We start from the raw sequence: 19,818 nt of genomic DNA on the forward strand, positions 1-19,818 counted from the left end.
CGGTCATTTTCCGGCGGGCGGAAGGGGAGTAGCGTGCCTCCAGACGACTGCACCCGCCAGACGCCCACACAACGCCGGTTGTGCGGGGGGTGAGGCACAGCCTCGTCTTCCCGGCTGATATCGTTCGCCCCGTCATGGCTGATGACCAAACCCACCGATCCACCGGCGGTCCGGACGATGTTCCGACCGGCGCCGGTCAGGGTTGGACGGCGCTCTCGTACCTCATCGGGGGCATGCTCGTGTGGGGTTTCATCGGCTGGCTGGTCGACCAGTGGCTCGACTCCGGCGGCATCGCCACCGGGATCGGCGTCGTGCTCGGCATGGCCGGGGGAATCGTCCTGGTCATCCGCCGACTCGGCACGCCTACTTAGGAAGGGACGCGGTGTTCGGACAGGCGAACGTCTTGGCAGCGGGCCAGGCGGCATTCCCACCCAGCGTGGAGGACTTCTACCTGCCCAGCATCCTGCCCTGGGGTGCGCACGACTCCTACTGGTTCACGAAGATCACTGCGATGGTCTGGCTCGCCGTCGGCGTGCTGATCATCTACTTCCTGGCCAGCTACCGGAAGCCGCAGCTGGTGCCGACGAAGAAGCAGTGGCTCGCCGAGTCGATCTACGGCTTCGTGCGGAACAACATCGCGGTCGACATGATCGGGCACGCGGGTGTGCGGTTCGCGCCGTACTTCACCACGCTCTTCTGCTTCATCCTGCTGACCAACCTCTTCGCGATCGTGCCGTTCTTCCAGATCTCGCCGAACTCGCACATCGCCTTCCCGGCCTTCCTCGCCGTGATCAGCTACGTGCTCTTCATCTACGCCGGCATCAAGCACCACGGGGCCGGGAAGTTCATCAAGAACTCGCTGATCCCGCCGGCGCCCTGGTACATCCTGCCGCTGCTGATCCCGATCGAGTTCTTCTCGACCTTCCTCGTCCGGCCGTTCTCGCTGGCCGTCCGTCTCTTCGCGAACATGTTCGCCGGCCACATGCTCCTGCTGGTCTTCACGCTCGGCGGCTTCGCGATGCTCAGCGCCAACACCTGGCTCGCGCCGGTCTCGGTGCTGTCCTGGGCGATGACCATCGCTCTCACCTTCCTCGAGTTCCTGGTGATCGTCCTGCAGGCCTACGTCTTCACGGTGCTGACCGCCAGCTACGTGCAGGGCGCGCTCGCCGACGAGCACTGATCCACCTCGCACCAACCGTTGTCGTCCCGCGTGACCGTCACGCGTGATAACCAGGAGGAACCACACCAATGGACGCTAGCGTTCTCGCCGCGGTAGAGGGCAGCACCGCCGCCATCGGCTACGGCCTCGCGGCCATCGGCCCGGGCATCGGCGTCGGCCTGGTCTTCGCCGCCTACATCCAGTCGACCGCCCGCCAGCCGGAGTCGTCCCGGATGACCCTGCCGTACGTCTGGATCGGCTTCGCCGTCATCGAGGCGCTCGCGCTGCTGGGTATCGCCTTCGGCTTCATCTGGCAGGGCCAGCTCTAATCCCGTCCCTCGACCGGGAGGTCATCCATGTTCTTCCTCGCCGCTGAGGGGAGTGAGTCGACCCACAACCCGATCGTGCCGATCTGGCAGGAGATCGTGGTTGGAGGCGTCGCCTTCATCCTGCTCTGCTTCGTGCTGATGAAGTTCGTCTTCCCCCGCATGGAGCAGACGTTCCAGGCCCGGGTCGACGCGATCGAGGGCGGCATCAAGCGCGCCGAGGCCGCCCAGGCCGAGGCGAACCAGCTGCTCGAGCAGTACCGCGCGCAGCTCGCCGAGGCGCGCACCGACGCTGCCAAGATCCGGGACGACGCCCGGGCCGACGCGGAGGGCATCCGTCAGGACATCCTCGCCAAGGCGCGGGAGGAGTCCGACCGGATCATCGCGGCCGGCAAGGAGCAGCTCACCGCCGAGCGGGCCACCATCGTGCGCGAGCTGCGCACCGAGGTCGGCACCATCGCGGTGGACCTGGCCAGCAAGATCGTCGGTGAGTCGCTCGCCGACGAGGCTCGTCGCAAGGGCACCGTCGACCGGTTCCTGAGCGGTCTCGAGAGCGCGGGGGCCCGCTGATGCAGGCCGCCAGCCGGGAGTCGTACAAGGTCGCGGCCGAGCGCCTCGACGCGTACGTCCGCGGCGCGGAGCCGTCGGCGGTGGCCACCACCGCCGACGACATCCTCTCCGTCGCCGACCTGCTGCGGCGCGAGCCGCGGCTGCGTCGGGCGCTGTCCGACCCGGCCCGGTCCGGTGAGGACCGTGCCGGGCTGCTGAGCGGCATGCTCTCCGGCAAGATCGGCGCCGCGGCGCTCGACCTGCTCGCCGCGCTGGTCTCCGGCCGGTGGTCGGCTCCGTCGCAACTGCTCGACGGCGCCGAGCGGCTGGGCGTGGAGGCGCTGCTCGCCAGCGCCGACAAGTCCGGTGACCTCGGTGAGGTCGAGGACGAGCTGTTCCGCTTCGGCCAGGTCGTCTCCGGTCAGCCCGCGCTGTCCAACGCGCTGTCCGACCCGATCGCCCCGGCCGGGCAGCGGGCCTCGCTGGCCCGCGAGCTGCTGGCCGGCAAGGCCCGTCCGGTCACCGTCCGCCTCGTCGAGGTGGCGCTCGGCCGGTTCGGGGGACGCTCCGTCAGCGGGGCGCTCACCCGGCTGGTCGAGCTGACCGCCGACCGGCGGGACCGGCAGGTCGCGTACGTGACCGTGGCGGCCCCGTTGAGTGACGAGGAGGAGCGACGCCTCGGTGCCCGCCTCGCCGCCATGTACGGTCGAGAGGTTTCCGTCAAGCAGACGGTCGACCCCGAGGTGCTCGGCGGGGTGAGCGTGCGGGTCGGTTCCGACCTGTACGACGGCACCGTCCTGCGCCGCCTCAACGAGACCCGCAACGCGCTCGCGAAGCGCTGACCAGCGTCCTCGCAGCCCCTTGAACGACGCCATTCGGACCGGTCGGTACTAGGTATCCCGGGCCCCTGATACTTAAGGAAGCAGAGGATGGCCGAGCTGACCATCTCGACGGAGGAGATCCGAGGCGCCCTGGAGCGCTACGTCTCCTCCTACTCGACCGCCGTCTCCCGCGAGGAGGTCGGCACCGTCGCCGACACCGGCGACGGCATCGCCCACGTCGAGGGCCTGCCCTCGACCATGACCAACGAGCTCCTGGAGTTCGAGGACGGCACGCTCGGCGTGGCGTTGAACCTCGACGTCCGGGAGATCGGTGTCGTCGTTCTCGGTGACTCCGCCAAGCTGGAGGAGGGGCAGCGCGTCAAGCGCACCGGCCGGGTGCTCTCCGTGCCGGTCGGCGACGCCTTCCTCGGCCGCGTGGTGGACGCGCTCGGCCAGCCGATCGACGGGCTTGGCGACATCGCCAACGAGGGCTTCCGCGAGCTGGAGCTCCAGGCCCCGAACGTGATGTCCCGGCAGTCGGTCAGCGAGCCGCTGCAGACCGGTATCAAGGCGATCGACGCGATGACCCCGGTCGGCCGTGGCCAGCGCCAGCTGATCATCGGTGACCGGAAGACCGGTAAGACCACGGTCGCCCTGGACACCATCCTCAACCAGCGCGACAACTGGCGCTCCGGCGACCCGAAGATGCAGGTCCGCTGCATCTACGTCGCCATCGGCCAGAAGGCCTCCACGATTGCCTCGATCAAGGGCATCCTGGAGGAGGCGGGCGCGATGGAGTACACCACCATCGTCGCCTCCCCGGCGTCGGACCCGGCGGGCTTCAAGTACCTCGCCCCCTACACCGGTTCGTCCATCGGGCAGCACTGGATGTACGGCGGCAAGCACGTCCTGATCGTCTTCGACGACCTGAGCAAGCAGGCCGAGGCGTACCGGGCCGTGTCGCTGCTGCTGCGCCGTCCGCCGGGCCGTGAGGCCTACCCGGGTGACGTCTTCTACCTGCACTCCCGCCTGCTGGAGCGCTGCGCCAAGCTCTCCGACGACCTGGGCGGCGGCTCGATGACCGGCCTGCCGATCATCGAGACGAAGGCCAACGACATCTCGGCCTTCATCCCGACCAACGTCATCTCGATCACGGACGGCCAGATCTTCCTCGAGACCGACCTGTTCAACCAGGGCGTCCGGCCGGCCATCAACGTCGGTACCTCGGTCTCCCGGGTCGGTGGCGCCGCGCAGGTCAAGCCGATGAAGAAGGTCGCTGGCTCGCTGCGACTCAACCTGGCCCAGTTCCGCGAGCTGGAGGCGTTCGCCGCCTTCGCCTCCGACCTGGACAGGGCCTCCCGTGCCCAGCTGGAGCGCGGTTCCCGCCTGGTCGAGCTGCTCAAGCAGGCGAACTACTCGCCGTACCCGGTGCAGGACCAGGTCGTCTCGGTCTGGGCCGGCACCGAGGGCAAGCTGGACGACATCCCGGTCGGCGAGGTCCGCCGCTTCGAGTCCGAGTTCCTCCAGTACCTGCGGCACAAGCACGAGGGCACCCTCGCGGGGATCGCCGACAACAAGTGGGACGACGAGATCATCGGCACCCTCGACCGGGCCATCGCGCAGTTCAAGCAGATGTTCCTGGGCAAGGAGGACGAGCAGCGGATCAACGAGGCGCCGGCCAAGCCGCTCGAGGGCGAGGAGAACCGCGAGTCGGTGACCCGGTTCCGCGACGGCGAGACCGACCGCCCGGTAGAGAGCTGATCCATGGCGGCCCAGGTTCGCGTTCTTCGCCAACGGATCCGTTCGGCGAAGGGGATGAAGAAGATCACCAAGGCGATGGAGCTCGTGGCGACGAGCCGGATCGCCAAGTCCCAGGCCCGGGTGCAGGCGTCTCTGCCGTACGCCCAGGCCATCACCGGCGTGCTCACGGCGCTGGCGTCCAACGCCCGGATCGACCACCCGCTGCTCACCCCGCGTGAGCGGGTGCGGCGGGCGGGCGTCCTGCTGGTCACCAGCGACCGTGGCCTGGCCGGCGGTTACAGCTCCAACGCGATCAGGACGGCGGAGTCGCTGATCGCCCGGCTGAAGGCCGACGGCAAGCAGCCGGTCCTCTACGTCATCGGGCGTAAGGGCGTCACGTTCTACCGGTTCCGCAACCGGCCGATCGAGGCGAACTGGACCGGGTTCTCCGAGCAGCCGACGTTCGCCAACGCCCGCGAGGTGGGCGAGACGCTGATCAAGGCGTTCTCGGCCGGTGCGGACGACGCCGACGGCGGCGCCGGGGCGGACGGGGTGCTCGGGATCGACGAGTTGCACATGGTCTACACCGAGTTCCACTCGCTGATGACCCAGAACCCGGTCGCGAAGGTCATCGGGCCGATGCAGGTCGAGGACCGGCCGAGGTCCGAGGGTCTGCTGCCGGCGTACGAGTTCGAGCCGGAGGCGGAGGCGCTGCTCGACGCGCTGCTGCCGAAGTACATCAACACGCGGATCTACGCGGCGTTGATCGAGTCGGCGGCGAGTGAGTCGGCGGCGCGGCGGCGGGCGATGAAGAGCGCCACCGACAACGCCGAAGAGATGATCGAGAAGTACACGCGTGAGATGAACTCGGCCCGCCAGGCCGGGATCACCCAGGAGATCAGCGAGATCGTCGGCGGCGCGAACGCGCTGGCCGCGTCGGGAAGTGAAGTGTGATGACTGCACCAGTGGAGACCAAGACGGCCACGGGTCGCGTGGTCCGGGTCATCGGCCCGGTCGTCGACGCCGAGTTCCCGCGCGACGCCATGCCGGCCCTGTTCAACGCACTGCAGGTGAAGGTGGAGCTCTCCGGCGGCGCGAAGACGCTGACCCTGGAGGTCGCCCAGCACCTGGGTGACAACATGGTCCGCGCCATCTCGATGCAGCCGACCGACGGTCTGGTCCGCGGCACCGAGGTGAGCGACACCGGCTCGCCGATCAGCGTGCCGGTGGGTGACGCGGTCAAGGGCCACGTCTTCAACGCCATCGGCGAGTGCCTCAACCTGGCCGAGGGCGAGGTGCTCCAGGCGGACGACCGGTGGGGCATCCACCGCAAGGCTCCGGCCTTCGCGGACCTGGAGCCGAAGACCGAGATGCTGGAGACCGGCATCAAGGTCATCGACCTGCTCGCCCCGTACGTCAAGGGCGGCAAGATCGGCCTGTTCGGCGGCGCCGGCGTGGGCAAGACGGTGCTCATCCAGGAGATGATCACCCGGGTCGCGAACAACTTCGGTGGTACGTCGGTCTTCGCCGGCGTGGGTGAGCGGACCCGTGAGGGCAACGACCTCATCGCCGAGATGACCGAGTCGGGCGTCATCGACAAGACCGCGCTGGTCTTCGGCCAGATGGACGAGCCCCCGGGCACCCGGCTGCGGGTCGCCCTCTCCGCGCTGACCATGGCGGAGTACTTCCGTGACGTGAAGAAGCAGGAGGTGCTGCTCTTCATCGACAACATCTTCCGCTTCACGCAGGCCGGTTCCGAGGTCTCCACGCTGCTCGGCCGCATGCCGAGCGCCGTGGGTTACCAGCCGACCCTGGCCGACGAGATGGGCGAGCTCCAGGAGCGGATCACCTCCGTCCGGGGCCAGGCCATCACCTCGATGCAGGCGATCTACGTGCCCGCCGACGACTACACCGACCCGGCGCCGGCCACCACCTTCGCCCACCTCGACGCCACCACCAACCTGGAGCGGTCGATCTCCGACAAGGGCATCTACCCGGCCGTGGACCCGCTGGCGTCCTCGTCCCGGATCCTCGCCCCGGAGTTCGTCGGTGCCGACCACTTCCAGGTCGCCACCGAGGTGAAGCGGATCCTGCAGCGCTACAAGGACCTGCAGGACATCATCGCCATCCTCGGTATCGAGGAGCTCTCCGAGGAAGACAAGATCACCGTGGCCCGGGCCCGGCGGATCGAGCGCTTCCTGTCGCAGAACACCTACGCCGCCGAGCAGTTCACCGGCGTGCCGGGCTCGACGGTCCCGATCGCGGAGACCATCGACGCGTTCCGGAAGATCAGCGAGGGCGAGTACGACCACTTCCCCGAGCAGGCCTTCTTCATGTGCGGCGGTCTGGAGGACCTGGAGCGCAAGGCGAAGGAGCTGATGGCGGAGGGCTGACCTCCGGCACACCCACGAAGGCCATCCCGGCGCGAGCCGGGGTGGCCTTCGTCCAGTTGCGCGGTCTGATCGCCCCCGGTGTCCGGGTTTCCGGGGTGAGCGTTTCCCGTCCGCGCGCGGTACCGTTTCGAGCGCGACGCTCGCGAACGCGCGTCGATCCGGTGCAACTTTTCGGCTACGTGCGCCCGTCTCCTAGTCGTGGGCGTGACGAATGGAGATGCTCGTGGTTAAGGCCGGCAAGGGCGGCGCCAAGCCGTCCATCTGGTCGGGTGTGCCGCGGTGGGCCCGCGCCTGCACCATGTTCGGGACCGTGCTCATGCTGCTCAGCGGCGTGGTGCTGGTGGGTTACGAGGCGCTGCTGTCCCGCTACGAGGGCGCGGTGGGCAAGGCCGACCTCTTCGGCGACCAGGCGGCCGGGGCGCAGGAGCGCAAGAGCAACATCAAGGGCCCGTTGAACATCCTGCTGGTGGGCATCGACCCCCGCAAGCCGGAGGCGCGGCCGTTGGCCGACTCGATCATGGTCCTGCACGTGCCGGAGTCGATGGACCGGGCGTACCTGTTCTCCATGCCGCGTGACCTCTACGTCGAGATCCCGAAGTTCGACAAGGCCGGCTACCAGGGCGGCTCCGGCAAGCTCAACGGGGCGATGTCGCACGGCAGCGTCGTGCAGGGGCAGAACCCGAGCACATCGCAGGGCTTCGAGCTGCTCGCCAATACCGTGAAGAACGTGACCGGCATCGAGCGGTTCGACGCCGGGGCGATCATCAACTTCTCCGGCTTCCAGAAGATCGTCGACGCGATGGGCGGCGTCGACATGTACATCGAGCGGGACGTGCGCTCCGAGCACCGCGAGCCGGACGGCCGGCACCGCGAGCCGAACCCGCGCGGCGAGGGCTACATCGGGCCGCAGGCGGAGTACAAGAAGGGCAACGCCCACCTGAAGGGGTGGCAGGCGCTGGACTACGTCCGGCAGCGCTACCCGAAGAGCGGCGTCCCGGACGGCGACTACGGACGGCAGCGCCACCAGCAGCAGTTCGTCAAGGCGATGGCCAGCCAGGCGTTCAGCGCGGACGTGGTGGCCAACCCGATCAAGCTGGACCGGGTGATCCGGGCCGCCGGGCAGTCGCTGACCTTCAGCGGTCGGGGCAACAGCGTGGTGGACTACGGCGTCGCCCTCAAGGGCATCCGCCCGGAGAACATCGAGATGATCAAGCTGCCGGGTGGGGGGATCGGCACCGGATCGGCGTACAAGGGTGAGCAGTTCGTGCCGGCCGTGGACGACTTCTTCACCGCGCTGAAGAACGAGCAGCTCGACGCGTTCATGCTGGAGCACCCGGAGTTCCGCAACAAGGCGAAGTGACCCGTACGCACCGACGGGCCGGCATCGCGCCGGCCCGTCCCGGCGGGTCCGCGCGCCGGGTGGCGCAGGTCTCGCCACCCGCGTTGGGACGCTCCCGGCGGCGGGACTAGACTTTCGGCAATCCCCCGCCGCAGCAAGGAGACAGCGTGGCACAGCAGCTTCACGTCGAGCTCGTAGCCGTCGAGGAGAAGGTCTGGTCCGGCGAGGCCGAGATGGTCGTCGCCCGGACGACCGAGGGTGAGCTGGGTGTGCTGCCGGGGCACGCGCCCCTGCTCGGCCAGCTCGCCGAGCCCAGCCAGGTCCGTATCAAGCAGGCCGGCGGTCAGCAGGTCGCGTACGACGTCGCCGGCGGCTTCCTGTCGGTGACCGGCGAGGGCGTCACGGTGCTCGCCGAGAGCGCCACCCCGGCCACCCCGGCGCGCTGAGCCGTCCCGCCGATGGAGATCGTGGAAGGGATCGGAATCGGCGTCGCGGTCGTGCTCGCCGCGCTTCTGATCCTCTTCATCCGGCGGGCCCTGGTCACCCGTAGCGGGGGCATCATCCGGCTCAGCGTCCGGGTCACCACGGTGCTCGACGGCCGGGGCTGGTCGCCCGGCTTCGGCCGTTTCGCCGCCGACGAGCTCCGCTGGTACCGGATGTTCAGCTTCGCCCTGCGGCCCAAGCGGGTGCTCTCCCGCAAGGAGCTGGCGGTGGAGCGTCGACGTCTGCCCGAGGGCCAGGAGCGCCTCTCCATGCCCGCCGACTGGGTGATCCTGCGCTGTACCAGCCAGCACGCTCCGGTCGAGATCGCCATGGCGCGCTCCACGGTCACCGGTTTCCTCTCCTGGCTCGAGGCCGCCCCGCCCGGGGCGGCCTCGCCGCGTCTGGCCTCCCAGGACTGGCCCGCCGCCTGACCCGCCCCGCTCACCGTCAGGGATTTCCGGGGAGCCCACCCGCTCCGGGCGGTCAGGCCTGATCCCTGCGCGGGCGGGCTCCCCGGAAACCCCTCACGTGCCCCGCTGCGTCGTCTAGGCGCGGTTGTTCACCATGCACCGTCACCGGTCCGGGGAGGCGACCAGCTCGACCTCGTACCCCTGCCCGTCGGTGAGGTAGGCGGCGTAGGTGTCCGGCCCGCCGGCGTGCGGGTGGCGGTCCGGGAAGAGCAGCGCCCAGCCGTGCGCGGGCGCGGCCGCGACCAGCCGGTCCACCGCGGCGGGCGGACCGGCGTGGAAGGCCAGGTGGTTGAGGCCCGGAGCGAGCCGGTCGTGGACCCGCCCGGAGAGCGCCGGGGACTCCTCCATGACCAGGTACGTCGGGCCGAGCCGCCAGGACCGGCCGGCCGGCCAGTCCTGGTACGGCGTCCAGCCCAGCTCGCCCAGGAGCCAGCCCCAGCTGGCCCGGGCGGCGTCGAGGTCGGGCACCCAGACCTCGACGTGGTGCAGCGCCCCGGTGCTCAGCGCTTGCCGCCCGGCACCCATAGCACATCTCCGGCCGGATTTGCCGTTCTTGACAGGATGAAGAGCAGGTCGGAGAGGCGGTTGAGATACTTGGCCGGGAGGGAGCTGGTGCGATCCGGGTCGTGAGCGACCAGGGCCCAGGCCGCGCGTTCGGCGCGCCGGGCGATCGTCCGTGCCACGTGCAGCAGCGCCGCGCCCGCGGTGCCGCCGGGGAGGATGAAGGAGTCGAGCTTGCTCAGGCGTGCGTTGTACTCGTCGCACCAGCCTTCGAGGCGCTCCACGTACTCCTCGGTGACCCGCAGCGGCGGGTACTTCGGGTCCGGCTCGACGGGAGTGGCCAGGTCGGCGCCCACGTCGAACATGTCGTTCTGGATCGAGCCCAGCACGGCCCGCAGCTCGTCGTCGAGCTGCCCCAGGGCGAGCGCCACGCCGATCGCGGCGTTGCACTCGTCGACATCCGCGTACGCGGCGATCCGCGGATCGGTCTTTGGCACCTGCTCGTTGTTGCTCAGCCTGGTCATGCCGGCGTCGCCGGCCTTGGTGTAGATGCGCGTGAGGTGGACGGCCATGACGCACAGCCTACGGATACCGGACCTGACGATCCCGGCGCGGCCGGACCCGACCGGGCGGTCGGGCGGGGTGGGGCCGGGTGACGCCGGTGATCCCGCAGTCGACGCCGTCGACGTCATCCGGGTGGCTGGCGACGCCCGCCTGGCCGGCACGGTCCACGTGGTCGGCGCGAAGAACTCGGCGTTGAAGCTGATGGCGGCGGCGTTGCTGGCGCCGGGGCGCAGCGTGATCACCAACGTCCCCCGGATCACCGACATCGCGATCATGGGCGAGGTGCTGCGCCGGCTCGGCTGCGGCGTACGGTTCGACGCCGACGACCCGGTCGACCCGATGGTCGCGCTCGGCGGGACGGCCCGGTCCCGCTCGGTGATCATCGACGTGCCCGAGCAGCCCGGTGCGGAGGCCGACTACGACCTGGTCCGCCGGCTGCGCGCGTCGATCTGCGTGCTGGGCCCGCTGCTGGCCCGTCGCGGGTACGTGCGGGTGGCCCACCCGGGCGGCGACGCCATCGGCTCCCGGGGGCTGGACATGCACATCGCCGGGCTGACCCGGATGGGCGCGGAGATCTCCGGCGAACACGGCTTCGTCATCGCCTCCGCACCGGACGGCCTGCGCGGCGCGGAGATCGTGCTGGACTTCCCGAGCGTGGGCGCCACCGAGAACCTGGTGATGGCGGCGGTGCTGGCCCGGGGCTTGACGGTGATCGACAACGCGGCTCGGGAGCCGGAGATCGTCGACATCTGCACGATGCTCAACCAGATGGGCGCCCGGATCTCCGGCGCCGGCAGCTCCACCCTGCACATCCTCGGCGTACCCGAGCTGCGCCCGGTCCGGCACGCCACGGTGGGGGACCGGATCGTCGGCGGCACCTGGGCGTTCGCCGCCGCGATGACCCGCGGGGACGTCACGGTCACCGGCGTGGAGCCGGCGTTCCTGGAGGTCGCGCTGGACAAGCTGGTCTCGGCCGGTGCGCTGGTGGAGACCCGCGGTGACGCCTTCCGGGTGCGCGCCGACGACCGCCCCACCGCGGTCGACGTGGTTACCCTGCCGTTTCCGGGCTTCGCCACCGACCTGCTGCCGATGGCGATCGGGCTGGCCGCGGTGAGCGACGGCGCCTCGCTGATCACCGAGAACATCTTCGACGGCCGGTTCATGTTCGCCAACGAGATGATGCGGCTGGGCGCGGACATCAAGACCGACGGCCACCACGCGGTGGTGCGGGGCCGGGACCGGCTCTCCGGCGCCCCGGTACGCGCCACCGACATCCGCGCCGGGGCCGGGCTGATCATCGCCGGGCTCTGCGCGGACGGGGTCACCGAGGTCTCCCATGTGCACCACGTCGACCGCGGCTACCCGGACTTCGTCGCCGACCTGAAGGCGCTCGGGGTGGAGGTGGAGCGGGGCACCACCCCGGAGGCCCCCGACCTGACGATCTGAGGGGTAAGGCCCGCGTCCCGGCCCCGGACGAGGGCCTTAGCCGTCGTTCAGGCTCGCCGACTAGGGTGCAGACAGACACTCAATCGCAGCGAGGGAGAAGCAGATGGCGGGTCGACTCGCGGTCGTCGGGGCCGGGCTGATGGGCTCGGGTATCGCCCAGGTGGCGGCGCAGGCGGGCTGGCAGGTGACGCTGCGGGACCTGGACGACGCGGCCACTAAGCGGGGCGTCGACGGCATCCGGAAGTCGCTGGAGAAGTTCGCCGAGAAGGGGAAGATCGACGCGTCCGAGGTCGACGCGGCGCTGGGCCGGATCACCCCGACCACCGACCTGGAGGCGGTCGCCGACGCGGACATCGTGGTCGAGGCGGTCTTCGAACGGCTGGAGATCAAGCACGAGGTGTTCCGCGCGCTCGACAAGATCTGCAAGGCGGACGCCGTGCTCGCCACGAACACCTCGGCCATCCCGGTGACCCAGATCGCCGCCGTGACCGAGCGGCCGGAGGCGGTCGTCGGGACGCACTTCTTCTCGCCGGTGCCGATGATGAAGCTCTGCGAGCTGGTCCGGGGCTACAAGACCAGCGACGAGACGCTGGCCATCGTGAAGGCGTTCGCCGAGGGCATCGGCAAGACGGTCGTGGTGGTCAACCGGGACATCGCCGGCTTCGTCACCACCCGGCTGATCTCGGCGCTGGTCGTCGAGGCGGTCAAGCTGGTGGAGTCCGGCGTCGTATCGGCGGAGGACCTGGACACCGCCTGCCGGCTCGGCTTCGGCCACGCCATGGGCCCGCTGGCCACCACCGACCTGACCGGCGTGGACGTGCTGCTGCACGCCTCGAAGAACATCTACACCGACACCGCGGACGAGAAGTTCTTCCCGCCGGAGCTGCTCCAGCGCATGGTCACCGCCGGCGACCTGGGCCGCAAGACCGGCAAGGGCTTCTACACGTACTGACGGGGTCCGGGGAGCGGCTGATGCTCCTCGGCCGCTCAGCGGACCGCCGCCGCCGGCGCGGGGGCGGTCCGCCGCAGCCCCGCGGTGAGCACAAGCGTGGCCGCCAGCGACGCCGCGGCGAGCAGCGCAACGGCCCAGTACGCCGGGACCAGGTCCGCGACCGTGCCGGCGAGCGCGGCGCACACCGCCTGCCCGGCCAGCATGCCGTTGCCGTGCAGGCCGAGCACCTGGCCACGGGCCTCGGGTGGCGAGTGGGCGATCAGCCGCTCCTGCAACGGCAGCCCGGCGGCGAAGCCGACCGAGGCGATCAGTGCGACGACCATGGCCAGCGGTAGCGGCGGCGACAGCAGGAAGACACTGCCGTCGCGGCTGGGTGGTCTGGGACAAGCCGACCCGGTTCGGCATGGTGTATCCGACGCGCGGGATCCTGGTCGATCCCACCTCACCGGCACCCGACGGGCTCGCCCGGCTGATCGGCGCGAACCGGGCCAACATCCTCGCCAGGCTGGACACCCCGCTGAGCACCTCGCAGCTCGTGGTGGTGACCGGGCTGTCCCTCGGAACGGTGAGCGACCACCTGCGGGTGCTGCTGGACGCGGGCGCCGTCAGCAAACGGCGGTCCGGGCGCGAGGTGCTCTACTGGCGTACGCCGCTCGGCGTCGCGCTCGCCGTCGGCGGCTGAGCAGGGTCGCTCGGCCGCCGGCGTCGGGGCCGCCCCGCCGGGTCAGCCGTCACGCTTGGTGGTCCAGCGGAAGGTGGTCAGGCAGAGGACGAGGCCGATCACGCACCAGGCGCCGAGGACCAGGGCGACCCGGCCCAGCTCGAACGAGCCGCCGGGCTCCTGGGCGCCGAAGCTCTCCGGCAGGAAGACCGACCGCAGCCCCTGGCACATCCACTTGAGCGGGAAGAGCGCCGCGACCTGCTGCATCCAGGTGGGCAACTCGGTGAAGACGAAGAACACCCCGGAGATGAACTGCAGCACCAGCGCGACCGGAGTGACCACGGCCGAGCCGCTGCGCGCGGTGCGGGCCAGCGAGGAGATGGCGATCCCGCACAGGGTGCACGCGGTCACCCCGAGCACGGAGACCCAGCCGAAGGTGAACCACCTCGCGGCGGTGCCGGGCAGGTCGAGGTCGAACAGCGTCACGGCGACGGCTAGCAGCAGCGCGGTCTCCGCGACGCCGATCGCCACCACCATGATCACCTTGCCGGCGAACCAGACCCACTTCGGCATCGGCGTGCCCCGGTAGCGCTTGAGCACCCCCCGGTCCCGCTCGATGGGGATCCAGATGCCCAGGTTCTGGAAGCTCACGGTCATCAGCCCGGTCGCGATCATGCCGGTGATGAAGTACTGGGTGTACTTCACCCCGCCGCCGATGGTGCCGTCGAAGATCGCCGCGAAGATCAGGATCATGATGATCGGGAAGCCCATCGTGAAGACGACGGACTCCCGGCTGCGCAGGAACTGGGTGATCTCCAGCCGGCCCTGCCGCAGCGCGAGGGCACCGGGCCCGACCCGCCGGCCACCGGTGGCGGCGACCGGGGCCGCCGGCTTCGTCGTGGTCGTCATGAGTGTCCGATCATCCGCAGGTAGACGTCTTCCAGGGTCGGCCGGGTCACGGTGAGGCCGGGGACCTCGCCGCCGAAGCGCGCGGCCAGCTCCGCCACCAGCGCCGTCGGCGTCGCGCTCTCCGCGGTCTCCGGCGTCCCGTCCGGGGTACGCCAGGAGACCGTCGCCAGGGCCTCCTGCCGGTTGCCGAGCCGGTTCGGCGGGGCCACCTCGACCAGCCGGCCGCCGGCGATCACGCCCACCCGGTCAGCCAGCGCCTCGGCCTCGTCCAGGTAGTGCGTGGTGAGCACGATGGTGGTGCCGGCGGCGGCCAGGTCGCGGATCAGCTCCCAGAACTCCCGGCGGGCCTCCGGGTCGAAGCCGGTGGTCGGCTCGTCCAGGAAGAGCAGCTCGGGGCGGCCGATGATGCCCAGCGCCACGTCGAGCCGGCGCTTCTGCCCGCCGGAGAGGGTGTGCGTGCGGGCCTTCGCCTTGCCGGCCAGGCCGACCCGCTCGACCACCTTGTCCGGGTCGTCGGCGTCGGCGTAGAAGCCGGAGAAGTGCCGGACCACCTCGGCGACGGTCAGCTCGTCGAACTCGCCGGTGCCCTGGAGCACCATGCCGACCCGGGAGCGCCAGCGCTGATCCGGGTGGGCCGGGTCGCTGCCCAGCACCGAGACCTCGCCGGCGTCGCGCCGCCGGTAGCCCTCCAGGACCTCCACCGTGGTGGTCTTGCCCGCGCCGTTCGGGCCGAGCAGGGCGAACACCTCGCCGCGGCGGACGTCGAGGTCGACCCCCGCCACCGCGACGTTGTCGCCGTACGCCTTGCGCAGTCCCCGCACGGAGATCGCGAGCTCGTCATCCATGACGTCAAGTGTGCGACCTGGCGGTAAGCGCAGGGAGCCCGGGGTGTGGTGGTCGGGACCATCTCGGGCGCTCTGCCCCCCGACGTCCGCGACATGGACCTGTGTGGTTTTCCACAGCCCGTTTTACTGAACGGTAACTTAGACTCCGGCCATGGACGAGAAGGCTCTCCCGGGTCGGCTGCCGGAGCGCGACCGCCCGTGGGTGATGCGCACGTACGCCGGGCACTCCTCCGCCGCGGCCACCAACGCGCTCTTCCGCCGCAACCTGGCCAAGGGGCAGACCGGTCTCTCAGTCGCCTTCGACCTGCCCACCCAGACCGGCTACGACCCGGACCACGAGCTGGCCTCCGGTGAGGTCGGCCGGGTCGGTGTCCCGGTCGCCCACCTCGGCGACATGCGGGCCCTTTTCGAGGGCATCCCGCTGGCCGAGATGAACACCTCGATGACGATCAACGCGCCGGCGATGTGGCTGCTCGCCCTGTACGGCACGGTCGGCGCCGAGCAGGGCGCCGAGCTGGTCCGCTGCGCCGGGACCACGCAGAACGACATCATCAAGGAGTACCTGTCCCGGGGGACGCACATCTTCCCGCCGGCGGCGTCGCTGCGGCTGACCGCCGACGTCATCGCGTACACGCTGCGCGAGATGCCGAAGTGGAACCCGGTCAACATCTGCTCGTACCACCTTCAGGAGGCCGGCGCGACGCCGGTGCAGGAGGTCGGCTTCGCGCTGGCCACCGCGGTCGCCGTGCTCGATGAGGTCCGAGACTCCGGCCAGGTGCCCGCCGAGCGGATGGGCGACGTGGTCCAGCGGATCTCCTTCTTCGTCAACGCCGGGGTGCGCTTCGTCGAGGAGATCGCCAAGATGCGCGCCTTCGGCGCGCTCTGGGACGAGATCACCCGCGAGCGCTACGGCGTGCAGAACCCGAAGCAGCGCCGGTTCCGCTACGGCGTTCAGGTCAACTCGCTCGGCCTGACCGAGGCCCAGCCGGAGAACAACATCCAGCGCATCGTGCTGGAGATGCTCGGCGTGACCTTCTCCCGGGACGCCCGGGCCCGCGCGGTGCAGCTGCCCGCCTGGAACGAGGCGCTCGGCCTGCCCCGCCCCTGGGACCAGCAGTGGTCGCTGCGGATGCAGCAGGTGCTCGCGTACGAGTCGGACCTGCTGGAGTACCCGGACCTCTTCGAGGGCTCGCACGTGATGACCGGGCTGGTCGACGGGATCGTCGCCGGGGCCCGGGTCGAGCTGGAGAAGGTGCTGGAGATGGGCGGCGTGGTGGCCGCCGTGGAGACCGGCTACCTGAAGAGCGCCCTGGTCGCCTCGCTGGCGGACCGGCGGCGCCGGATGGAGTCCGGCGCCGACGTGGTGGTCGGCGTCAACCGGTTCACCGAGACCGAGCCCTCGCCGCTGACCGCGGCCGGCGCCGAGGCCGTCGAGCAGGTCGACCCGGCGGTGGAGGCGGCCGCCGTCTCCTCCGTACGCGAGTGGCGGGCCGGTCGGGACGGCGCGGCGGTCGACGCGGCACTGGCCCGGCTGCGCGCGGACGCCGCGACCACGACGAACCTGATGGCGGCCACGTTGGAGTGCGTGCGGGCCGGGGTGACCACCGGGGAGTGGTCCGGCGCGCTGCGCCAGGTCTTCGGCGAGTACCGGGCGCCGACGGGCCTCGCGGGCGGGGCCGGAGCCGGCAGCGACGCGGGGCTCGCGGCGGTCCGCGAGCGGGTCGCCGCCACCGCGCGCGAGCTGGGCAGCGGCCGGCTCCGGCTGCTGGTCGGCAAGCCCGGCCTGGACGGGCACTCCAACGGCGCCGAGCAGATCGCGGTACGCGCCCGCGACGCCGGCTTCGAGGTGGTCTACCAGGGCATCCGGCTGACCGCCGGACAGATCGTGGCCGCCGCCGTCGAGGAGGACGTCGACCTGGTCGGCCTGTCGGTGCTCTCCGGCTCGCATCTGGCGGCCGTGCCGGCGGTGCTGGACGGGCTGCGCGCCGCCGGCCGGGGCGACCTGCCGGTGGTGGTCGGCGGGATCATCCCCGCCGGCGACGCGGAGGCGCTGCGGGCCGCCGGGGTGGCCCGGGTCTTCACGCCGAAGGACTTCGCGCTGACCGGGATCATCGACGAGCTGGTCAGCGTCATCCGGGAGGCGAACGACCTGGCGGGGTAGTCGTCAGCGGCTCTGGTAGGTCATGCAGTCGGCCATGTCGTTGTCCGGGCCGACCGTGATCGCCGGGGCGTGGCACTCCAGCGCGGAGTTGTGCCGGCAGTCCGATCGGCTGCAGGCGCCCACCTGGGCGATGAGCTGCTCGATCCCGCCCCGCACCGGCATCTCCACGAAGGTGTGGCAGTGGGCGTGGTCGCTGCTGCCGATCGTGATGGCGAAGGCGTGACAGTCGTTGGTGTGGTTGTAGGCGCAGGACGCGACCGCGCATTCCTGGACGCGGGGCATCTCCATCGCTGCGGTCATGGCGACCTCCCTCTTGGCTTCTGCCCCGATACTAGGCTTTTGAGCGTTTCGCCTTACCGGGTTCCGCCGACCCTCATCCGCAGATGCGCCAGGCGCCGTCCTCCTTCACCAGGGTGAACACCTGGGTGGTCTCCGCGCCGGTCTCCGTCGTCATCCGTACCGTGGCGGTGCCGCGCGTCCGCCCGTTGGTGTTGGTGACGTTCAGCCCGCCGATCTCATAGTCGGCCAGCCGCGGCTGGGTCTCCTGCCGACGGGCGAAGTCGGCCAGCGACGTCTCCTCACGGTTCTGCCGGCAGAGCAGGTCGTACGCCCGCTGGTGGTCGCCGGCCCGCACGGCGTCCAGGTAGCTGGTGGTGGCGTCCCGGGCCGGCCCGACCGCCTCCTTCACCGTGCTGTAGAGGAAGAAGCCGCCGACGACGCCGCCGACACAGCAGACCGCCAGCACGGCGCCGACGACGATCAGAACGGTCCGCAGGGTGCGGCTGTTGTTCCTGGGGGGCACCGGGATCGGCTGGTACGTCATGGCTGGCAGGCTAGGCCCGCCGCGCAACCTGCCGTGCTCGGCTGCGGCCCGCGGTGCTCGGCTGCGGCCCGCCGGGCCGGCTCAACGGCCGGCGTGGACGGTCGGGTCGAGCACCTCGGAGAGCGGGGCCGGAGCCAGGCCCCGCTCGGCCAGGCCGGCGAGGATGTGCGGCATCGCCTCGTCGGTCATCGGCGCGTTCGCCTCGGTGACGTGCAGGATGATCACCGAGCCGGGCCGGACCTGGCTCAGCACCGCCCGGACGATCGGCTGCCACCTCGTGGCGAACGGGTCGCCGCTGACCACGTCTCCGTCCACCACGGTCAGCCCGAGCGGCGCCAGCTCGGCCAGCGCCGTGCGGTCGTGGCAGAGACCGGGGAAGCGGAAGTAGCGGGTCTGCCGGCCCCCGTACGGAGCGATCACGTCGAAGGTCCGCGCCACGTCGGCGGTCATCTCCCGCCGGGGGATCGGCGGCAGGTGGTAGCAGTGCGGGGTGAACGCCGCGTGCCCGTAGGTGTGGTTGGCCAACTCGAACCGCGGATTGTCGGCCAGCCGGCGGGTCAGCTCCGGGTACTGCTCCACCCACTTGCCGGTGAGGAAGAAGGTGGCCGGCACCCGTTCGCGTTCGAGCAGCTCGATGATCTTCAGGTTCGCGTACGACGGGGGACGGGATCCGCGCAACTGCCGGCGCATCACGTCGGTCATGTCCGCGTCGAAGGTCAGCGCCACCTTCCCTCCGGTACGCGGGCCGTGGTCGACCACCGGGGGCAGGGTGCCCGGCCGGGTGGCCCCGGGCAACGCCGCGCCCGGTCCCGCGGGCGTCGTCCCCGTCCCGGCCGGTACGCCCCGCCCCGGTGTCGTGGCGGCCCCGCTGCCCGGCGCCCCGCTGCCCGGCACCCCGTTTCCCGGCACCCCGAGCGCGCCGGCCCGTCCCGGCCCGCGCAGGGGCGCCGGGCCGACAAGGACCGCGAGGGCGGCGACGACGGCGGCGAGGACGGCGGCCGTGACGGTGGCCGTGACGGTGGCGAGCGGGACGTGGGGATTCTTCACGAGCATTGGGTGATGATCGCAGTGCGGCCCGGGTCGTGGTGGCCCCCGAACGGTCGCTTCCGGGCGCACCCTCCGGATCAGGTCTCCAGGTGCGCCGGGCCGGGGATCAGGTCGCCGTCTGTTGCGCCGTCGGGGCGGCGTGGGGTGGCCCGGGTCGGCGCCAGTCGCTTGAAGGGCCGGATTCGGGTGCGTCTCTTGCTGCTCCGGCGACACGCAACGCACCCGAATCTCCCGGCGGGGCCCCATGCCGGTGATGGTCGGTGTGGGCCGGTGGGCGTGTCGGGTCCCGGATGTCCGGTTTCGGGCGGGCGGATGACCGCCCGGATGGCCGGATCGCCGATCTGTGGGCTGCGCGTCCGGTGACCGGCGGCACCCTGGCGGCGGAATCCTGGCCGGCCCGGGGTCGTTACACCCTCCGTACGACCGCAGCAGTAAGCCCCCTTCCGGTCTGGCCGGTCGGGTGGCGGGCCCCGGAATGATGGTGGGCCGGCGGTCGTTACACATGGTCCCGGCGCCGCGAGCCCCCGCTCGTGAAGCCTGCCGGACAAGGACTTCCCCCCTTTGATTCTTTGGGCGCCCTGTCGTGGTGCTTGCGCCGTGCTCCGACCCCCCGGTCGGGTGCGTGCGCC

The 19,818-nt window shown here is 70.9% G+C and carries 23 protein-coding genes; 15 read left to right on the top strand and 8 right to left on the bottom strand.

The features are described from left to right. Positions 1-134 precede the first annotated feature (134 nt). The 11 genes from ACLQ2U_RS24410 to ACLQ2U_RS24460 all read left to right on the top strand — a co-directional run bounded on the left by ACLQ2U_RS24410 (position 135) and on the right by ACLQ2U_RS24460 (position 9,241). Positions 135-371, top strand: coding sequence for an AtpZ/AtpI family protein (locus ACLQ2U_RS24410; protein WP_425753077.1), 237 nt, complete (start codon positions 135-137; stop codon positions 369-371). An 11-nt stretch (positions 372-382) separates the two neighbouring features. After that, a complete protein-coding gene (gene atpB / locus ACLQ2U_RS24415; protein ID WP_425753078.1) occupies positions 383-1,180 on the top strand; it encodes a F0F1 ATP synthase subunit A in 798 nt (265 codons plus the stop codon). 68 nt (positions 1,181-1,248) lie between these two features. Next, on the top strand, positions 1,249-1,488 hold the full coding sequence (locus ACLQ2U_RS24420) for a F0F1 ATP synthase subunit C (protein WP_377514782.1): 240 nt from the start codon (positions 1,249-1,251) through the stop codon (positions 1,486-1,488). 27 nt (positions 1,489-1,515) lie between these two features. Beyond that, on the top strand, positions 1,516-2,055 hold the full coding sequence (locus ACLQ2U_RS24425) for a F0F1 ATP synthase subunit B (protein WP_425753079.1): 540 nt from the start codon (positions 1,516-1,518) through the stop codon (positions 2,053-2,055). Further along, entirely contained in the window at positions 2,055-2,876 is an 822-nt protein-coding gene (locus ACLQ2U_RS24430; protein WP_425753080.1) for a F0F1 ATP synthase subunit delta, read from the top strand. The genes ACLQ2U_RS24425 and ACLQ2U_RS24430 overlap by 1 nt, the downstream gene beginning before the upstream one ends. Positions 2,877-2,963: 87 nt before the next feature. Continuing rightward, positions 2,964-4,616, top strand: a complete 1,653-nt coding sequence (gene atpA / locus ACLQ2U_RS24435; RefSeq protein ID WP_425753082.1) for a F0F1 ATP synthase subunit alpha — start codon at positions 2,964-2,966, stop codon at positions 4,614-4,616. 3 nt (positions 4,617-4,619) lie between these two features. Beyond that, on the top strand, positions 4,620-5,549 hold the full coding sequence (locus ACLQ2U_RS24440; RefSeq protein ID WP_425753083.1) for a F0F1 ATP synthase subunit gamma: 930 nt from the start codon (positions 4,620-4,622) through the stop codon (positions 5,547-5,549). Further along, positions 5,549-6,988, top strand: coding sequence for a F0F1 ATP synthase subunit beta (atpD, locus tag ACLQ2U_RS24445; protein WP_425753084.1), 1,440 nt, complete (start codon positions 5,549-5,551; stop codon positions 6,986-6,988). Before ACLQ2U_RS24440 ends, atpD begins: the two co-directional genes overlap by 1 nt. Before the next feature lie 217 nt (positions 6,989-7,205). Further along, entirely contained in the window at positions 7,206-8,348 is a 1,143-nt protein-coding gene (locus ACLQ2U_RS24450) for an LCP family protein (protein WP_425753085.1), read from the top strand. Positions 8,349-8,494: 146 nt separating this feature from the next. After that, a complete protein-coding gene (locus ACLQ2U_RS24455; protein WP_089012816.1) occupies positions 8,495-8,773 on the top strand; it encodes a F0F1 ATP synthase subunit epsilon in 279 nt (92 codons plus the stop codon). Positions 8,774-8,785: 12 nt separating this feature from the next. Further along, positions 8,786-9,241 (top strand): DUF2550 domain-containing protein, encoded by a 456-nt coding sequence (locus tag ACLQ2U_RS24460; RefSeq protein ID WP_425753086.1) that lies wholly within the window; start codon positions 8,786-8,788, stop codon positions 9,239-9,241. A gap of 141 nt (positions 9,242-9,382) precedes the next feature. On the opposite strand, the gene ACLQ2U_RS24465 is transcribed toward ACLQ2U_RS24460, so the two are convergent. Both ACLQ2U_RS24465 and ACLQ2U_RS24470 read right to left on the bottom strand, forming a co-directional pair. Further along, a complete protein-coding gene (locus tag ACLQ2U_RS24465; protein ID WP_425753087.1) occupies positions 9,383-9,805 on the bottom strand; it encodes a VOC family protein in 423 nt (140 codons plus the stop codon). Beyond that, on the bottom strand, positions 9,781-10,353 hold the full coding sequence (locus tag ACLQ2U_RS24470) for a cob(I)yrinic acid a,c-diamide adenosyltransferase (RefSeq protein ID WP_425753088.1): 573 nt from the start codon (positions 10,351-10,353) through the stop codon (positions 9,781-9,783). The genes ACLQ2U_RS24465 and ACLQ2U_RS24470 overlap by 25 nt, the downstream gene beginning before the upstream one ends. On the opposite strand from ACLQ2U_RS24470, the gene murA reads away from it, so the two are divergent. Next, complete coding sequence (gene murA / locus ACLQ2U_RS24475) at positions 10,352-11,791, top strand: UDP-N-acetylglucosamine 1-carboxyvinyltransferase (RefSeq protein WP_425753089.1); 1,440 nt, start codon at positions 10,352-10,354, stop codon at positions 11,789-11,791. The two genes, ACLQ2U_RS24470 and murA, sit on opposite strands and share 2 nt — an antisense overlap. A gap of 103 nt (positions 11,792-11,894) precedes the next feature. Next, positions 11,895-12,743, top strand: coding sequence for a 3-hydroxyacyl-CoA dehydrogenase family protein (locus ACLQ2U_RS24480; protein ID WP_425753090.1), 849 nt, complete (start codon positions 11,895-11,897; stop codon positions 12,741-12,743). A 35-nt stretch (positions 12,744-12,778) separates the two neighbouring features. On the opposite strand, the gene ACLQ2U_RS24485 is transcribed toward ACLQ2U_RS24480, so the two are convergent. After that, positions 12,779-13,066: a hypothetical protein gene (locus tag ACLQ2U_RS24485; RefSeq protein ID WP_425753091.1), complete on the bottom strand. Its 288-nt coding sequence runs from the start codon at positions 13,064-13,066 to the stop codon at positions 12,779-12,781. Positions 13,067-13,116: 50 nt separating this feature from the next. On the opposite strand from ACLQ2U_RS24485, the gene ACLQ2U_RS24490 reads away from it, so the two are divergent. Next, entirely contained in the window at positions 13,117-13,425 is a 309-nt protein-coding gene (locus ACLQ2U_RS24490) for an ArsR/SmtB family transcription factor (RefSeq protein ID WP_425753093.1), read from the top strand. Positions 13,426-13,467: 42 nt separating this feature from the next. On the opposite strand, the gene ACLQ2U_RS24495 is transcribed toward ACLQ2U_RS24490, so the two are convergent. Together ACLQ2U_RS24495 and ACLQ2U_RS24500 are read right to left on the bottom strand one after the other, a co-directional pair. Further along, positions 13,468-14,313 carry an ABC transporter permease gene (locus ACLQ2U_RS24495; protein WP_425753094.1) on the bottom strand — a complete coding sequence of 282 codons (846 nt, stop codon included), beginning with the start codon at positions 14,311-14,313 and terminating at the stop codon, positions 13,468-13,470. Beyond that, a complete protein-coding gene (locus tag ACLQ2U_RS24500) occupies positions 14,310-15,158 on the bottom strand; it encodes an ABC transporter ATP-binding protein (protein WP_425753095.1) in 849 nt (282 codons plus the stop codon). The genes ACLQ2U_RS24495 and ACLQ2U_RS24500 overlap by 4 nt, the downstream gene beginning before the upstream one ends. A gap of 151 nt (positions 15,159-15,309) precedes the next feature. Here ACLQ2U_RS24500 and ACLQ2U_RS24505 point away from each other — a divergent pair, with 151 nt between their 5' ends. Beyond that, positions 15,310-17,319: a protein meaA gene (locus ACLQ2U_RS24505; protein WP_425753096.1), complete on the top strand. Its 2,010-nt coding sequence runs from the start codon at positions 15,310-15,312 to the stop codon at positions 17,317-17,319. 3 nt (positions 17,320-17,322) lie between these two features. Here the strand turns inward: ACLQ2U_RS24505 and ACLQ2U_RS24510 are convergent, their stop codons facing one another. The 3 genes from ACLQ2U_RS24510 to ACLQ2U_RS24520 all read right to left on the bottom strand — a co-directional run bounded on the left by ACLQ2U_RS24510 (position 17,323) and on the right by ACLQ2U_RS24520 (position 19,195). After that, positions 17,323-17,619, bottom strand: coding sequence for a DUF1540 domain-containing protein (locus ACLQ2U_RS24510; RefSeq protein WP_425753097.1), 297 nt, complete (start codon positions 17,617-17,619; stop codon positions 17,323-17,325). 73 nt (positions 17,620-17,692) lie between these two features. After that, a complete protein-coding gene (locus tag ACLQ2U_RS24515) occupies positions 17,693-18,142 on the bottom strand; it encodes a DUF4878 domain-containing protein (RefSeq protein WP_425753098.1) in 450 nt (149 codons plus the stop codon). Between the two features lie 81 nt (positions 18,143-18,223). After that, a complete protein-coding gene (locus ACLQ2U_RS24520) occupies positions 18,224-19,195 on the bottom strand; it encodes a polysaccharide deacetylase family protein (RefSeq protein WP_425753099.1) in 972 nt (323 codons plus the stop codon). Positions 19,196-19,818: the final 623 nt, after the last annotated feature.

Source organism: Micromonospora sp. DT47, from assembly GCF_049844475.1.
Lineage (GTDB): Bacteria > Actinomycetota > Actinomycetes > Mycobacteriales > Micromonosporaceae > Micromonospora.

What these genes read in the sequence shown, in the direction of transcription:
- ACLQ2U_RS24410 (WP_425753077.1), top strand. Translation starts at nt 135, where the DNA reads ATGGCTGATGACCAAACCCACCGATCCACCGGCGGTCCGGACGATGTT.
- ACLQ2U_RS24420 (WP_377514782.1), top strand. Translation starts at nt 1,249, where the DNA reads ATGGACGCTAGCGTTCTCGCCGCGGTAGAGGGCAGCACCGCCGCCATC.
- ACLQ2U_RS24425 (WP_425753079.1), top strand. Translation starts at nt 1,516, where the DNA reads ATGTTCTTCCTCGCCGCTGAGGGGAGTGAGTCGACCCACAACCCGATC.
- ACLQ2U_RS24430 (WP_425753080.1), top strand. Translation starts at nt 2,055, where the DNA reads ATGCAGGCCGCCAGCCGGGAGTCGTACAAGGTCGCGGCCGAGCGCCTC.
- atpA (WP_425753082.1), top strand. Translation starts at nt 2,964, where the DNA reads ATGGCCGAGCTGACCATCTCGACGGAGGAGATCCGAGGCGCCCTGGAG.
- ACLQ2U_RS24440 (WP_425753083.1), top strand. Translation starts at nt 4,620, where the DNA reads ATGGCGGCCCAGGTTCGCGTTCTTCGCCAACGGATCCGTTCGGCGAAG.
- atpD (WP_425753084.1), top strand. Translation starts at nt 5,549, where the DNA reads ATGACTGCACCAGTGGAGACCAAGACGGCCACGGGTCGCGTGGTCCGG.
- ACLQ2U_RS24450 (WP_425753085.1), top strand. Translation starts at nt 7,206, where the DNA reads ATGCTCGTGGTTAAGGCCGGCAAGGGCGGCGCCAAGCCGTCCATCTGG.
- ACLQ2U_RS24460 (WP_425753086.1), top strand. Translation starts at nt 8,786, where the DNA reads ATGGAGATCGTGGAAGGGATCGGAATCGGCGTCGCGGTCGTGCTCGCC.
- ACLQ2U_RS24465 (WP_425753087.1), bottom strand. Translation starts at nt 9,805, where the DNA reads ATGGGTGCCGGGCGGCAAGCGCTGAGCACCGGGGCGCTGCACCACGTC.
- murA (WP_425753089.1), top strand. Translation starts at nt 10,352, where the DNA reads ATGACGCACAGCCTACGGATACCGGACCTGACGATCCCGGCGCGGCCG.
- ACLQ2U_RS24470 (WP_425753088.1), bottom strand. Translation starts at nt 10,353, where the DNA reads ATGGCCGTCCACCTCACGCGCATCTACACCAAGGCCGGCGACGCCGGC.
- ACLQ2U_RS24480 (WP_425753090.1), top strand. Translation starts at nt 11,895, where the DNA reads ATGGCGGGTCGACTCGCGGTCGTCGGGGCCGGGCTGATGGGCTCGGGT.
- ACLQ2U_RS24485 (WP_425753091.1), bottom strand. Translation starts at nt 13,066, where the DNA reads ATGGTCGTCGCACTGATCGCCTCGGTCGGCTTCGCCGCCGGGCTGCCG.
- ACLQ2U_RS24495 (WP_425753094.1), bottom strand. Translation starts at nt 14,313, where the DNA reads ATGACGACCACGACGAAGCCGGCGGCCCCGGTCGCCGCCACCGGTGGC.
- ACLQ2U_RS24500 (WP_425753095.1), bottom strand. Translation starts at nt 15,158, where the DNA reads ATGGATGACGAGCTCGCGATCTCCGTGCGGGGACTGCGCAAGGCGTAC.
- ACLQ2U_RS24505 (WP_425753096.1), top strand. Translation starts at nt 15,310, where the DNA reads ATGGACGAGAAGGCTCTCCCGGGTCGGCTGCCGGAGCGCGACCGCCCG.
- ACLQ2U_RS24510 (WP_425753097.1), bottom strand. Translation starts at nt 17,619, where the DNA reads ATGACCGCAGCGATGGAGATGCCCCGCGTCCAGGAATGCGCGGTCGCG.
- ACLQ2U_RS24515 (WP_425753098.1), bottom strand. Translation starts at nt 18,142, where the DNA reads ATGACGTACCAGCCGATCCCGGTGCCCCCCAGGAACAACAGCCGCACC.
- ACLQ2U_RS24520 (WP_425753099.1), bottom strand. Translation starts at nt 19,195, where the DNA reads ATGCTCGTGAAGAATCCCCACGTCCCGCTCGCCACCGTCACGGCCACC.